At 40.1% G+C, this 14,672-nt stretch carries 13 protein-coding genes; 7 read left to right on the forward strand and 6 right to left on the reverse strand.

Annotation, left to right across the window (positions count from 1 at the left end; all coding sequences use genetic code 11):
• Positions 1 to 165: 165 nt before the first annotated feature.
• Entirely contained in the window at positions 166 to 1,458 is a 1,293-nt protein-coding gene (gene flxY, locus ABMQ40_RS12820) for a flexirubin biosynthesis putative acyl-CoA ligase FlxY (protein WP_370900209.1), read from the reverse strand.
• A gap of 246 nt (positions 1,459 to 1,704) precedes the next feature.
• Between flxY and ileS the strand changes: the two genes are divergently transcribed.
• The 6 genes from ileS to trpS all read left to right on the forward strand — a co-directional run bounded on the left by ileS (position 1,705) and on the right by trpS (position 8,256).
• A complete protein-coding gene (gene ileS / locus ABMQ40_RS12825; protein WP_370900211.1) occupies positions 1,705 to 5,094 on the forward strand; it encodes an isoleucine--tRNA ligase in 3,390 nt (1,129 codons plus the stop codon).
• A gap of 59 nt (positions 5,095 to 5,153) precedes the next feature.
• Positions 5,154 to 5,534 carry a TraR/DksA family transcriptional regulator gene (locus ABMQ40_RS12830; RefSeq protein ID WP_370900213.1) on the forward strand — a complete coding sequence of 127 codons (381 nt, stop codon included), beginning with the start codon at positions 5,154 to 5,156 and terminating at the stop codon, positions 5,532 to 5,534.
• A 77-nt stretch (positions 5,535 to 5,611) separates the two neighbouring features.
• On the forward strand, positions 5,612 to 5,857 hold the full coding sequence (locus tag ABMQ40_RS12835) for a DUF6576 domain-containing protein (protein WP_370900215.1): 246 nt from the start codon (positions 5,612 to 5,614) through the stop codon (positions 5,855 to 5,857).
• Between the two features lie 23 nt (positions 5,858 to 5,880).
• Positions 5,881 to 6,519: a lipoprotein signal peptidase gene (locus ABMQ40_RS12840; protein ID WP_370900217.1), complete on the forward strand. Its 639-nt coding sequence runs from the start codon at positions 5,881 to 5,883 to the stop codon at positions 6,517 to 6,519.
• 9 nt (positions 6,520 to 6,528) lie between these two features.
• Positions 6,529 to 7,173, forward strand: coding sequence for a SanA/YdcF family protein (locus tag ABMQ40_RS12845; RefSeq protein WP_370900219.1), 645 nt, complete (start codon positions 6,529 to 6,531; stop codon positions 7,171 to 7,173).
• Positions 7,174 to 7,287: 114 nt separating this feature from the next.
• Entirely contained in the window at positions 7,288 to 8,256 is a 969-nt protein-coding gene (gene trpS / locus ABMQ40_RS12850) for a tryptophan--tRNA ligase (protein ID WP_370900221.1), read from the forward strand.
• A gap of 56 nt (positions 8,257 to 8,312) precedes the next feature.
• On the opposite strand, the gene ABMQ40_RS12855 is transcribed toward trpS, so the two are convergent.
• The 5 genes from ABMQ40_RS12855 to ABMQ40_RS12875 form a co-directional block, all read right to left on the reverse strand.
• A complete protein-coding gene (locus ABMQ40_RS12855) occupies positions 8,313 to 9,008 on the reverse strand; it encodes a YjjG family noncanonical pyrimidine nucleotidase (protein WP_370900224.1) in 696 nt (231 codons plus the stop codon).
• 199 nt (positions 9,009 to 9,207) lie between these two features.
• Positions 9,208 to 9,798: an RNA polymerase sigma factor gene (locus ABMQ40_RS12860; protein ID WP_370900226.1), complete on the reverse strand. Its 591-nt coding sequence runs from the start codon at positions 9,796 to 9,798 to the stop codon at positions 9,208 to 9,210.
• Positions 9,799 to 9,996: 198 nt separating this feature from the next.
• Complete coding sequence (locus ABMQ40_RS12865; protein WP_370900227.1) at positions 9,997 to 10,488, reverse strand: hypothetical protein; 492 nt, start codon at positions 10,486 to 10,488, stop codon at positions 9,997 to 9,999.
• A gap of 86 nt (positions 10,489 to 10,574) precedes the next feature.
• Positions 10,575 to 11,855 (reverse strand): methionine adenosyltransferase, encoded by a 1,281-nt coding sequence (metK, locus tag ABMQ40_RS12870; protein ID WP_370900229.1) that lies wholly within the window; start codon positions 11,853 to 11,855, stop codon positions 10,575 to 10,577.
• 227 nt (positions 11,856 to 12,082) lie between these two features.
• Entirely contained in the window at positions 12,083 to 13,033 is a 951-nt protein-coding gene (locus ABMQ40_RS12875; protein WP_370900231.1) for a LysR substrate-binding domain-containing protein, read from the reverse strand.
• 131 nt (positions 13,034 to 13,164) lie between these two features.
• On the opposite strand from ABMQ40_RS12875, the gene ABMQ40_RS12880 reads away from it, so the two are divergent.
• Complete coding sequence (locus ABMQ40_RS12880; protein WP_370900233.1) at positions 13,165 to 14,652, forward strand: catalase; 1,488 nt, start codon at positions 13,165 to 13,167, stop codon at positions 14,650 to 14,652.
• The last annotated feature ends 20 nt before the right edge of the window (positions 14,653 to 14,672 follow it).

Here is a 14,672-nt window from a genome sequence, read left to right on the forward strand (position 1 = left end):
GCACAGGTCCCTTATTTATTCTGTATAAAGACAGCATTTTTGCCGTCTTTGCATAACATTCTGCTATTTATTCTGTCTTACGGCTTGGGACACCGGAAAAACTTTCTCCTTTTAAAGCGGTAATCGCCTGAAATAAGTTTCACGCGTTGCATTTAAATATTATGGTTATCTTAAATCTATAAAAGTAATCGGTTTCCTATGGCTCGGGTTATGAACCGCTTTTGACAAAACATCAAAGCTAACAATTTCAATTTTCGGGCTAACCCTCAGCTTTGCCCGGAAATGGTCTCTTACTTCATTAACAAAATTCTCTTGCCTGTTTTCCGTGCTCAGTTTAATAATGATTTCGTCCAGCCCTATTTCATTCGACTGAATAACGATCTGATAACATGAGATGTCATTGAAATCATTTAAAATATCATTCATGGCAGGCGGGTATAAGGTTGTTCCCTTGTATTTGATCATCTGCTGTTTTCTGCCGATAACAGGCCCTAGTCTCATTGTATTCCGTCCGCACCGGCATGGTTCATAATGTGCTTTTACAATATCTCCTGTTTTAAACCTCAATAAAGGAAGCGCTTCCACACCTAATGTGGTAATCGTTAATTCTCCGCTTTCACCCTGCTGAACAGGGTTGCCTTCATCATCAAGAATTTCTGTGATGATCAGCTCCGGATGATGATGGCCTCCTTGTTGGTATGCACATTCCGTGAAAGCCGTGCTCATTTCTGTGGAAGCATAGGTTGAGAATAATTGAATATCCCATTTTTCTTTAATTTTCTGAGCCAGAATATTATCTGTAAAATCCTGGTTTTTGATGCTTTCACCGATACAAACCGCACCGTAAACACCGGAATTCCTGTAATCCAGACCGTGCTTTTCCGCATAATCGATCATTTTTAAAAGAAATGACGGAACCGTAATGAGATATTTCGGACGATACCTGAAAATAGAATCCCATTGCAGCTCCGGGATTCCGGGTCCCATCCTGATTACGCTTGCCCCCATTTTCCGGAGTCCTAAAAAGTAAGCAAGCCCCGCCATAAACCTTTTATCGATCGTAGTAATCATCTGAACCACATCGCCTTTCCGTATTCCCGCACAGGCAAAAGATATAGCTTCATTATACGCCAGCCTCTCAAGATCATTATCCGATAAACCAAACGTTACCGGATCCCCAAGAGTTCCGGAGGTGGTGCTGTAATCCACTATCTTATCACCAGGTATGCAAAAAAAGTCCTGATTATGCTGCTGCAGGTCATTTTTAGTTGTTACGGGGATTTTCCGCAGATCTTCCAGGGTCCGGATATCGGTGATGCGGATATCATTGCTTTTGAATAACCTCTGGTAAAAAGGTGAGTTGTTTTCCAGATAGACTAAAAGCTCACGGAGCTTATGTTCCTGAAACCTTTTGATCTCCTGAATATCTGATCTTTCGATTGACGGATAGAATTCCAATGATTGTAATTTTAATGAACAAATTTATTAATTCTTGCATATTAATCCTAAATTGTATTTTGGAGGTCAAATGCTAATTGACGGAATCCCCATAAGCCGTGCTCACCATTGCTGCAGTCTGCACCGTTTATATTCTGAAAAAGAACTTTTTAATAGACAGAACCTAAAAAACATATATATTATAAACCGACAAAATTCACTAAATTTGCAAACTTAATTAATCATCAACGATATTGAGATATTACAATGAGCCAATTTAAAGAATACAAAAGCCTCAATCTTATTGACATAGCGGAAAACATAGCGGAATTCTGGAAGCAGAACAAAACTTTCAATAAAAGTGTTGAGATTCGTGAGGGCAATCCTGAATTTGTATTTTATGAAGGTCCGCCTTCAGCAAATGGTATGCCCGGGATTCATCACGTAATGGCAAGGGCGTTAAAGGATATTTTCTGTCGTTTCCAGACCCAGAATGGAAAGCAGGTCTTTCGAAAGGCAGGCTGGGATACCCATGGGCTTCCTGTAGAACTGGGTGTGGAAAAAGAATTGGGGATCACTAAAGAGGACATTGGCAAAAAAATCTCCGTTGAAGACTATAATAAAGCATGCCGTGAAGCCGTAATGCGTTATACGGACGTCTGGAACTCGCTTACGGAAAAAATCGGATACTGGGTAGATCTGGATGATCCTTACATCACCTACAAGTCAAAATATATGGAGACTGTCTGGTGGCTGCTGAAGCAGCTGTATAATAAGGATTTGCTGTATAAAGGGTATACCATTCAGCCGTACTCCCCCAAAGCGGGAACAGGGCTTTCATCCCATGAGCTGAACCAGCCCGGAACATACCGCGATGTTTCAGATACTACCATTGTAGCCCAGTTCAAAGCAAAAAAAGGAGCTTCTGACCTATTGAAAGACGCTGAAGGAGACGTGCATATCCTGGCATGGACAACCACTCCGTGGACCTTGCCATCCAATACCGCTCTGGCAGTGGGCAGAGATATTGAATATGTCCTGGTTAAGACTTTCAATCAGTACACATTTGAGCCCGTAACTGTTGTTTTAGCCAACGTACTTCTGCCTAAAGTATTCGGTAAAAAATATGTTGAAGGAACTGATGAGGACTTTGCCGCCTTTACTCCGGAAAGCAAGACTATTCCTTACAGGATCCTGAAAGAATTTACGGGAGAAAGACTTGCCGGTACACAATATGAGCAGCTGATCCCATGGTTCACACCGTCTGAAACACCTGAAAAGGCATTCAGGGTGATCATCGGGGATTTTGTAACCACGGAAGACGGTACGGGTATCGTTCATATCGCCCCTACTTTTGGTGCAGATGACGCCAGAGTGGCGAAAGAGAACGGGATACCTCCCATGCTGGTAAAGGATGAGAACGGCAATCTTGTTCCTTTGGTGGATTTGCAGGGCAGATTCATCAGGGGAGAAAATGTTCCTGAAGCATTCTCAGGAAAATATATCAAAAATGAATATTATGATGACGGGACAGCCCCGGAAAAATCCTGGGATGTACATCTGGCAATCGTATTAAAAGAAGAAAATAAGGCCTTTAAAGTTGAGAAGTACGTTCACAGCTACCCTCATTGCTGGAGAACTGACAAGCCGGTACTATATTACCCGCTGGATTCCTGGTTCGTAAGGATGACCGCTGTAAAGGACAGGCTGGTGGCATTGAACAAAGAAATCAACTGGAAGCCTAAGGCCACAGGTGAAGGACGTTTTGCCAACTGGCTGGAAAACGTAAATGACTGGAACCTATCCCGATCCCGTTATTGGGGCATCCCGTTACCGATCTGGAGAACGGATGACCTCAGGGAAGAAAAAATCATAGGCTCTGTAGAGGAATTATACAACGAGATCGAAAAATCCGTTGAAGCCGGATTCATGACAGAAAACCCCTTCAAAGGCTTCGTAGCCGGAAATATGTCTGAGCAGAATTATGCTTTGGTAGATCTGCATAAAAATGTAGTGGACAAGATAGTTTTGGTTTCAGACTCCGGAAAGGCCATGAAACGTGAAAGTGACCTGATTGATGTTTGGTTCGATTCAGGCTCAATGCCGTATGCACAATTGCATTATCCGTTTGAAAATAAAGAACTGATTGACAATCATAAAGCGTTTCCCGCTGATTTCATTGCCGAGGGCGTCGACCAGACCCGTGGTTGGTTCTATACTCTTCATGCGATAGCAACTGCTGTTTTTGATTCGGTTGCCTATAAAAACGTAATGAGCAACGGGCTTGTTCTGGATAAGAACGGCCAGAAAATGTCAAAACGTTTAGGGAATGCGGTGGATCCTTTTGAAACGCTGGCCGTTTACGGCCCGGATGCCACACGCTGGTATATGATCTCCAATGCCAATCCTTGGGAAAACCTGAAATTTGATATTGAAGGAATAGATGAGGTAAGAAGAAAATTCTTCGGAACCCTTTACAATACCTATTCATTTTTCGCATTGTATGCCAATGTTGACGGATTCAACTATTCAGAGAAAGAAGTGGAAGACCGTCCTGAAATAGACAGATGGATACTTTCCGAGCTGAATCTTCTGATCAAAGAGGTAAAAGGATTCTATGAAGATTATGAGCCGACAAGGGTGGCAAGGGCCATCAACACCTTCGTGAACGACAATCTGAGTAACTGGTATGTAAGATTGTGCAGAAGGCGTTTCTGGAAAGGAGATTATACCGATGACAAAATTTCTGCTTACCAGACCTTATATACCTGTCTTGAAGTGGTTGCTAAATTATCCGCACCTATAGCTCCGTTCTTTATGGATCAGCTGTACCAGGATTTAAATAAAGTGACAGGAAAAGAAAGCCGTGAGTCTGTCCATCTGACAGATTTTCCGATTGCTGATGAAAGCCTGATCGACCAGGATCTTGTTGAAAAAACCCACCTGGCACAGAATATCACGAGCATGGTTTTCTCTTTAAGAAAAAAAGAGAACGTGAAGGTTCGTCAGCCGTTACAAAAAATATTGGTCCCTGTGCTGGATGCCAAAACAGAAGAGCAGATCCTCGCTGTGGCAGACCTGATCAAACAGGAAGTAAATGTGAAAGAACTGCAACTGATCAATGCGGAAGAAGCATCCCATTTAATCGTAAAGCAGGTAAAACCCAACTTCAAAGCGCTTGGCCCTAAATTAGGAAAAGATATGAAAGTGGTTGGAGGCGAAATCACCAATCTGAGCCCGGAGCAGATCTCAGGTCTTGAAAAAGAAGGTAAAATCAATATCCAGGGTTATGAGATCACCCTTGATGATGTGGAAATTTCGACAAAAGATATACCGGGCTGGACGGTAACTTCAGACGGAAAAACAACTGTGGCATTAGATTTGACGTTAACAGATGAATTAAAGTCTGAAGGTATAGCAAGGGAATTCATTAACAGAATTCAAAACCTGAGAAAAGATAAGGATTTTGAACTGACAGACCGGATAAACATCTTCATTGAAGAAACCTCACCTTTCCTGAATGATGTGAAGAAAAACGAAGAATATATTTCTTCAGAAGTCTTGTCAAGTAAAATAGAAATTGTATCTTCACTTTCAAATTTTAATGAAATTGAAATAGATGAAGTTAATTTTAAAGTAAATATTGAAAAAAATTAACGTTTAGTTATTGCATTTCAAATTCCAATTCATAATTTTATTAAAAAAGAGAAAAGAACATGTCAGACGAAAGAGTACGATACAGCGATGCTGATTTACAGGAGTTTAAAGCAATCATCAAAGAAAAGATCGCAAAAGCCGAAAAAGATCTAGCATTGATCAACGAAAGTTTTATTAATGATCAAAATAACGGTACGGATGATACATCTCCTACCTTTAAAGCGTTTGAAGAAGGCGCGGAGACTCTGAGCAAGGAGCAGAACGCGATACTTGCGGGCAGACAGGAAAAGTTCATCAGAGATCTGAAAAACGCTTTAATAAGGATTGAAAACAAGACTTACGGCGTTTGCAGGGTAACCGGTAAGCTGATCCCAAAGGAAAGGCTTCTCGCCGTACCTCACGCCACGCTGAGCATCGAAGCAAAAAATATGCAAAAATAACCGTAGGTTTGTAAAATAATTTTGGGTTTATATTGTATTCGCGGATACTTTATAAACCTAATTTTTAATGCACGTCCATGAGCGAGTTTCTGATTTTAATTGTCATTCTGATCATAGTATTGTGGTTTTTCAACAGAACGTGGGTCAGAAATAAATTCTTCCCCGATCAACAGAAGAACTATACGATCGATGATAAATTCAATTCAGAGAAGCGCGAAAGGGAAAAAGAAATTGACAAACTTTTAGATAAAATGGGCAAAAACGGCATTAATGACCTGTCTGAAAAAGACAGGAAAAGGCTTGATGAATTGTCCAGAAAGTAACTTAAGCAGAAAATTTAGAAATCTTGAAAAAAATCTTAGCCGTAACCTTTCTTATATTATTAATCGATCAGGCTTCAAAAATCTACATTAAGACCCATTTCAATCTTGACGACAGCATTTCCGTATTTCCGGGCTTCAAGCTTACTTTTGTAGAAAATCCGGGAATGGCTTACGGCCTGCATTTCGGAGGTATCATCGGTAAATATTTTCTTGTTATCGTAAGGATTTTTCTGATCGGCGGGATGATCTACCTGTTCAGAAAATGGTTACAGAAAGGAGAATCAAACTATCTTCTCATCCCGATGGCCATGATTTTTGCCGGGGCTATCGGTAATCTTATCGACGGGATGTTCTACGGACTGATCTTCGACAGCGGAACGGTTTACGACCCGAGCATCGACCGCTGGATCGGCTATGGCGGGATTTCCAAGCTTGTCCCTTTTGGTGAGGGATATTCTACATTTATGAAGGGATGTGTGGTGGATATGCTCCACTTTCCTCTGGTAGACTGGTATGTTCCCAAAGATTTCCCTTTGATCGGGGGCAGACACATTGAATTTTTTAAATATATTTTTAATGTTGCTGATTCCTCCATCACGATAGGAGCCATTCTGCTGTTAATTTTCAGAAAAAAGGCGTTCCCTAACGGCCTTGAATTTTAAGAGCTCAAAATGAGAAAAACCATTAAAAATATTTTTAAAATTTTCCTGCTTCTTCTGGTTGCAGGAATTATTTTTATCATTTTCGCCAACTATAACATCAAACTGAAAAGTGAACCTTATATTTCTGATACTGTTGCGGGGATTCCTGAAACTAAAACGGCCCTACTTCTGGGAACAAGTAAAACATTAAGTAACGGAATGCCCAATGCTTATTTCAATAACAGGATTCAGGCGGCAGCAGATATTTATAAAAGCGGAAAGGTAAAATATATCATTGTAAGCGGAGACAACAGCAGAAAAGATTACAATGAGCCGGAAGATATGCAGCTTGCCTTAATGGCATACGGAGTTCCAAAGAACAGGATCTTCCTGGATTTCGCCGGCTTCAGGACTCTGGATTCCGTGATCAGGGCCAGAGAAATTTTCGGGCAGACCAGACTCATTATCATTCCGCAAAAGTTCCATAATGAACGGGCTATTTTTTTAGCACGGAAAAACGGGATTGAAGCATATGGATATAATGCGGAGGATGTTAATAAATATGCGGGCTTTAAAACCAATATGCGGGAATATATTGCCAAGGCTAAGGTCTATTGGGATTTGCTTTTCGGAGTGGATCCTAAATTCGGCGGTAATAAGGTCCTTATCCCCTAATGAACAAGGCCGCTGATCTGGGGAGCAATACTCTTATCTCAGGAACAACAATATTTCAAATTCAAAATGTTCTCGTAAATTTGCGGTTCATTAATTTTAAATAATTTCAAACCAATGTCAAGAATTCTTACCGGCATTCAAGCCACCGGAACACCCCATCTTGGAAACCTGTTGGGAGCAATTATCCCCGCAATTGAGCTTTCCAAGCAGGAAGGAAATGAATCTTTTTTATTTATTGCAAACTTACATTCGCTTACGCAGATTAAAGATGCAAAAGTTTTAAAACAGAACACCTACGAGATTGCTGCGGCTTGGCTGGCTTGTGGGCTGGATACCGAAAAAACATTTTTCTACAGGCAAAGTGATATTCCTGAAACCTGTGAACTCTCTTGGCATTTATCCTGTTTTTTTCCTTATCAGCGACTGACTCTGGCCCATTCATTTAAGGATAAGGCAGACAGACTCCAGGACGTGAACGCAGGGCTGTTTACTTACCCTATCCTGATGGCAGCGGATATATTGCTGTATGACGCGGAAATTGTTCCCGTGGGAAAAGATCAGCTTCAGCACCTGGAGATCGCCCGTGATGTAGCATCCAGATTTAATAACCAGATGGGCGAGGTATTTGTTCTCCCCCAGTCTGAGCTTCAGGAAAATACAAAGTACGTTCCGGGAACAGACGGAAACAAAATGTCAAAATCCAGAGGGAATATCATCAATATTTTCTTGCCCGAAAAAGAGCTGAAAAAGCAGGTAATGAGCATAGAAACAGACTCCAAATCCTTGGAAGAGCCTAAAGATCCTGAAACGGATAAAGTTTTTGCTATTTACGAGTTGATTGCAACTCCCGAACAAACTGAGGAACTGAGGGCTAAATATTTAGCCGGCAATTTCGGGTATGGCCATGCAAAAACGGAACTTTTAAACCTGATACTTACCCGCTTTGCCAAAGAAAGAGAAACATTCAATTACTATATGAACAACCTGGATGAGCTGGAAGCAAAGCTTCAGGAGGGAGCCGGGAAAACAAGGCCTATTGCGCGCGAAACCATTAAAAGAGTAAGGGAAAGCTTAGGAATTTAATTTCGTTTTATTTAATTATACATAAGGAAGCCTCTCAGTATTTGAGAGGCTTTGCTTTATAAATATTCCTTTATCTGAAGGAGGTGTTTTATGACTTTTAATCCTTTTTCTTCTCTGTTCTCATTTAAAACATCAAAGAAAATTACATCCATTCCGTAGTTTTGGGCGCCAACCACATCGGCAATCCAATCATCACCGATCAGAATGCTATTTTCCCTGTGGGCACCGGCAAGATTTAAGGAATACTCAAAAATCTCCGGCCGGGGCTTTCTTACCCCAACAGTGTCTGCACTTGTAATGGTTTGGAAGTATTTATCAATTCCTGATAAAATACATTTTCTTTCCGTCACTTCCTTGAATCCGTTGGAGATAATATGCAAAGTGTAATTTTTGGATGTAAGATATTCTAAAATATATTCTGCACCTTCTACCAATTCATTATGGTTCAGGATTTTATCCAAGAAATGTTCTTCAAAATACAACGAAAGCTTTTTATTATCTACATTAAAGTGCCTGAACGTATCATAAAAACGATGCTGTCTGAGATATTCCTTATCAATGATCCCGTCCCTGATCTTTTCCCAAAGGCTTTCATTAACTTCATGGTAAACAGAATGAAACGCTTCAAAATCAATATTATATTTTAAAGTGATTTCTTCTTTTTCAAAAAGGTCTTTAATGGTAAGATAGGCATTTTTGCGGTGGTCCCAGAGCGTATTGTCCAGGTCAAAAAAAATGTGCTGAATTTTCATACAGCACAAAATTAATAATTTTAATTTTTGGTAATCGGATAATTCTTATTCTTGATTTTCACTATCTCAAGATTCTTTGAAAAGCTAAGTAAAAAATCAATTGTTTCTTTTTTTGGTTTCAAAGTTTTCACTTTTAAGGAATCATTTTTTCTCATAGGCTAAAAATGTTTTTCCTTAAAACGAGAAATAATAAGAATTATTATCTGGTAAGTATAATATTATTCTCATCCATGATTTTTCTCAGGTTTATCAGGGCATACCTCACTCTTCCGAGAGTAGTGTTAATACTCATATTGGTATGCTCGGCAATTTCCTTAAAGCTTAGTCCGTCGAAAAATCTTAGTTTGATTACCTCCTGTTGATTTTGGGGAAGATATTGCAGCATTTTCAGCAGATCTTCCTGGATCTGGTTGGTTACCAGCTGGTCTTCAATATTTTCAGAGGGCTCTCTGATCAGATCAAAAATAGAAAACTCGTCCGATTCAAAGGTAGTCTCGGAAACCTTGATGTTTTTCGCTTTTGATCTGTAATGGTCAATAATCAGATTATGGGCAATCCTTTTGGCCCAGAGAATAAATTTTCCTTCTTCATTGTAGCGTCCTTCTTTCAACATTACGATAATTTTCATGAATGTATCCTGAAATACGTCATTGGCTAAATCTTCATCATTAATTTTGTAAAAAATGAATGTAAACAGTTCTCTCTGATGACGATGAATGAGGGTTGACAACGCCTCTTCATCTCCTTTCTGATAAAGGGAAATTAATAAACTATCTGATTTTGATTTCATAACTCTTCTCAATAAATATATATTTGCAGATAAGCATCCTTCCAGATATTTTATCCGGCTTCTGCTGTAAATACAAAATAGTTTTCCAGAGTAAAGTCTAATCAATAGGCGGTACAATTTTTTAACTGTGTAAATATAATAAAATTTTAATAACTGTTAACCTATTATTAATTTTTTACAAAAAATATTTAAAAAAAATCACTTAAGCATATCATGAATAAACACGGTAGGAATATTTAGTGTGAAATTGATATTTAATCCTTTCAGTTGTTTGCCATGGGATTCAGCATTACCAACCGGAAAACCATACCCTCCGGTAAGGTCTAAAATCCCGAAAAGAGAGACTCCTATCTTCGGAGCAATATATTTGTTGGTTCCCTCCGCTCCTATCAGGAAGTAATAAGAATGATAAAAATCTACGTTCTTTTCAAAATTAAGGAGAACATCGGCTTGCAGCTTCGGCATGATGGCAAATTCGGAATGCGTGGATCCCATTAATGCGGAACCTCCCAATCTGTAAATCACATCATCGTTTTTCAGGAAAAGCAGTTTGCCGCCGATCTCCCCAAAGCTCTGGTTCTGGTACACGTAGCCTACATTGATCATTTTGTGCATGGTATACTGGGCTTTTGCAAAAGTACTCAGGAAGGATGCTGCAAGGATGGCAACTACCTGGCGAAAGTTCGTCATCTGTTTTTAATTTATTTAATTGTAAAAATAAAAAAAACTGCTTTACCTGATACAGATAAAGCAGTGGTATTTATCATTGGAGAAAATTAAATTCCGAAAGCCGCTTTAATTTCATCTACCTTATCAAGCTTTTCCCAGGTAAAAAACTCCAGGTTTTTCAGGGTAAGCTCATTTTTCTGGCCTTTATTAAAGGTTTTGTCAGCAATATAATATTCTTTTCCCATATGCCCATAAGAAGCCGTTTCCTGATAGATCGGGTTCCTTAGCTTTAAATTCTGCTCAATGGCGTAAGGTCTCAGATCAAAAATAGCAGAAACCTTTTTGGCGATTTCTCCGTCATGAAGATCCACCTTGGAAGTTCCGAAAGTATTGATGTATAAGCCACAAGGCTCAGCAACCCCTATCGCATAGGAAACCTGTACCAGGACCTCATCAGCAACACCTGCGGCAACCAGATTTTTAGCGATATGTCTTGTGGCATAGGCTGCGCTTCTGTCAACTTTGGAAGGGTCTTTCCCTGAGAAGGCACCACCTCCGTGAGCTCCTTTACCACCATAGGTGTCAACAATAATTTTCCTTCCGGTAAGTCCCGTATCTCCATGAGGGCCACCGATTACAAATTTGCCGGTCGGATTGATATGATATTTGATCTGATCATTGAATAAAGCCCTGATCTCTTCCGTTTGCCGTGCAACAACCCTGGGGATCAGGATATTTCTCACGTCTTCCCGGATCTTGTTCAACATTTCTTCCTCGGTTCCGAAATCATCATGCTGGGTAGAAACAACGATGGAATCAATCCGGATTGGTTTGTGATCATCCGAATATTCGATGGTAACCTGGCTTTTGGCATCCGGACGAAGATAATTGATCTCTTTACCTTCTCTTCTAAGCGCAGAAAGTTCTTTAAGAATAGTATGCGCCAGATCCAGCGCCAAAGGCATATAATTCGCCGTTTCATTAGTGGCATAGCCAAACATCATCCCCTGATCTCCGGCTCCCTGTGCATTCGCTTTCGCTTCAAAAGAGTCATCGGATACAGCCCTGTCAACCCCCTGGTTGATGTCTGGCGATTGCTCATGGATCGCGGAAATGACGCCGCAGGAATCTCCATTGAACATATACTCCCCTTTGGTATACCCTATCCCGTTAATAACTTCTCTCGCAATGCTCTGAACATCAAGATAAGCCTCAGACTTCACCTCGCCGGCCAGTACTACCTGCCCTGTTGTAACAAGTGTCTCACAGGCTACTTTTGAATTTTTATCATAGGCTAAAAAATGATCAATTAAAGCATCGGAAATCTGATCGGCAACTTTATCCGGATGTCCCTCTGAAACAGATTCAGACGTAAATAAATAAGACATATTATTCCTTGTTTTTTAGATTAAAATTTTGAAGAAAAATAAGATAAATTGCCAGGAAGCTCAAAAAGAAATACTGTTTTAGCATTTTTTTATAGAGGTTGCAATCAGGTCAAATTTTTCCTCGTTGTAAACGGGGCAAATTTAAGTACTATTTCTTAATACTCAAAATTTTTGTCTACAAATCATATTCTTTAAATGAATGATTTACCTTCTTCTACCCAAAAGAACTATTGAGGTTTTATGCTTACGTATTCTTTAGGGTTTTCATTATAGTTTAGCTTTTTCTCCAAAGAACTTTTAATGGAATGGGCCAATTCATCAATAATTTTTTGCTTGAAGGTAGGCTTGTAATAAATAATACTGATTTCCCTGTATGGAAAAGGCTTCTTAAACCTGAAAACATTACCTTTCTGCTCTTCAGAAAGCTGGCTTAAGGCCAGTTCCGGCAAAATACTGATTCCGCCCACCTTATCCACCATATGTACCAGTGTCTGGATATTGGAGGCCAGAAAATCCAGGTTCTTGGGCTTTAGAGTATTTTCTTTTAAATGACAGATATTTTCAAACTGGTTTCTCAAACAGTTGCCTTCCTCAAGAAGCCAGACCTTTTCCACGTTCAGCTCTTCCGGAACCACATAAGAATTCTTTTTATTGGCTTCCGTATCTGAACTGTAAATCATCAGCTCTTCATTGAACAGGAAATCCTGATAAAATTCATCAGCCGTATCATAAGGCGTTGAAATGATTCCTGCGTCAAGCTCTCCAGCTTTTAATGCCTTAATAATATTATCTGTGGTCATCTCCTTTACATTCATCTGGATTTTCGGGTTATCTTCCAGGAATTTGAAAATCTCAGTGGGAAGGATGAAAGAGGATACGGTAGGAATGATCCCGATATTGATTGTTCCTCCTAAAATATTATTTAACAAATTGGCTTTATTCTTCAGCTCATTGACAGATTCTATAATTACCTTGGCCTGATCGATGATCTGAAGCCCTACATCCGTGGTTCGGATCGGGTGAGTGGTCCTGTCAAAAACTTTGACATCCAGTTCATCTTCAAATTTTTGTATCATTGCACTTAGTGTAGGCTGGGTAATGAAGCATGCTTGGGCTGCCTTGCCAAAATGTTTGTACTTATCTACGGCGATAAGATACTCCAGTTGCTGAATGTTCATCTGATTAATATTATCTATTACAAAGATATAACGTTTTTGCTATTAGCAATCAAAATTTCGACTAAATTTGATGATTATTATATCAAAATTATTCACTTTAGAGGGGAGATAATCATTCAAATCATAATCATATGGATTCTAAAAAGTTAACATTAAGCAACGGTGCTCCTTATTTTGAGCATCAGGACTCGCAGACGGTAGGCCCTAGAGGTCCGGTCTTGTTACAGGACTTCATCCTTCAGGAAAACCTTGCCCACTTCGTAAGAGAGAGAATCCCTGAAAGAATTGTTCATGCCAAAGGAAGCGGTGCCTACGGTAAATTTACCGTAACACACGATATCACCCAATATACAAAAGCAAAGCTCTTTTCAAAGGTTGGAAATTCATGCAGAATGTTTGCCCGGTTTTCAACAGTGGGAGGAGAAAAAGGAAGTGCAGATACGGCAAGAGATCCCAGAGGTTTTGCGTTGAAGTTTTATACGGAAGACGGAAACTGGGATCTGGTAGGAAACAATACCCCTGTATTCTTTATTAAGGATGCCAAAAAATTCCCTGATTTCATCCATACCCAGAAAAGAGTTCCGAAAACCAATCTGAAAAGTGCAACCATGATGTGGGACTTCTGGAGCCTGAATCCCGAATCGCTCCACCAGGTCCTTATCTTAATGTCTGACAGGGGAACCCCGTATGGCTACAGGCATATGCACGGTTTCGGCTCGCATACTTTTTCCATGATCAACAACAATAACGAAAGGGTCTGGGTAAAGTTTCACCTGAAAACAAAACAGGGAATTAAGAACTTTACCCACGAGGAAGCCATAAAGATGGCAGGAGAAAACCCAGACTTTGCCCAGGAGGATCTGTGCAACGCCATTGAAAGTGGTGATTATCCAAAATGGACCATGTATATTCAGGTGATGACCGAAGAACAGGCGAAGGAATTCAGATGGAATCCTTTTGACATTACCAAGGTATGGTTCCAGGATGATTTTCCGTTAATTGAAGTCGGAGAAATGGAACTGAATGAGATCCCCGTGAATTATTTTGCCCATGTGGAACAGTCTACATTCTCTCCGAGCAATCTGATCAACGGAATCAGTTTCTCTCCTGATAAAATGCTTCAGGGAAGGCTCTTTTCCTATCCTGACGCCCACCGGTACAGGGTAGGCGTAAATGCCCATCAGCTTGAAGTGAACCGTTGTCCTTTCGCCGTTAACAATTATCAGAGGGACGGCTTTATGGCTGATGCCAGAGATTATGGCGACAAGCCTAATTATCATCCGAACAGCTTTGACGATATCAGACCGGATCCGGCATATAAAAGCTTTGAATATGAGCTAGACAGCACACATGTGGCCAGCTATAACAGGAATGAAAATGATGATGACCACTACACCCAGCCCGGCCTGCTATATACCAAGGCGATGAACGCCGAGGACAGGGGACACCTGGTTCACAATATCGTTGAAAGCATGAAAGGAATAGACGGACCTAAAAAAGCTGATATTATAAACCGGCAGTTATGTCATTTTTTCAGAGCGAATATTGAACTTGGCATGAAAGTGGCATCGCGGTTAAACGTTAATATTGACTCTAATATGATGAATCATTCCAAATAAGCTTTTGAAAAATAATTCAA

The organism is Chryseobacterium gossypii, assembly GCF_041361455.1.
In the GTDB taxonomy this organism is placed as follows: Bacteria; Bacteroidota; Bacteroidia; order Flavobacteriales; family Weeksellaceae; genus Chryseobacterium; species Chryseobacterium gossypii.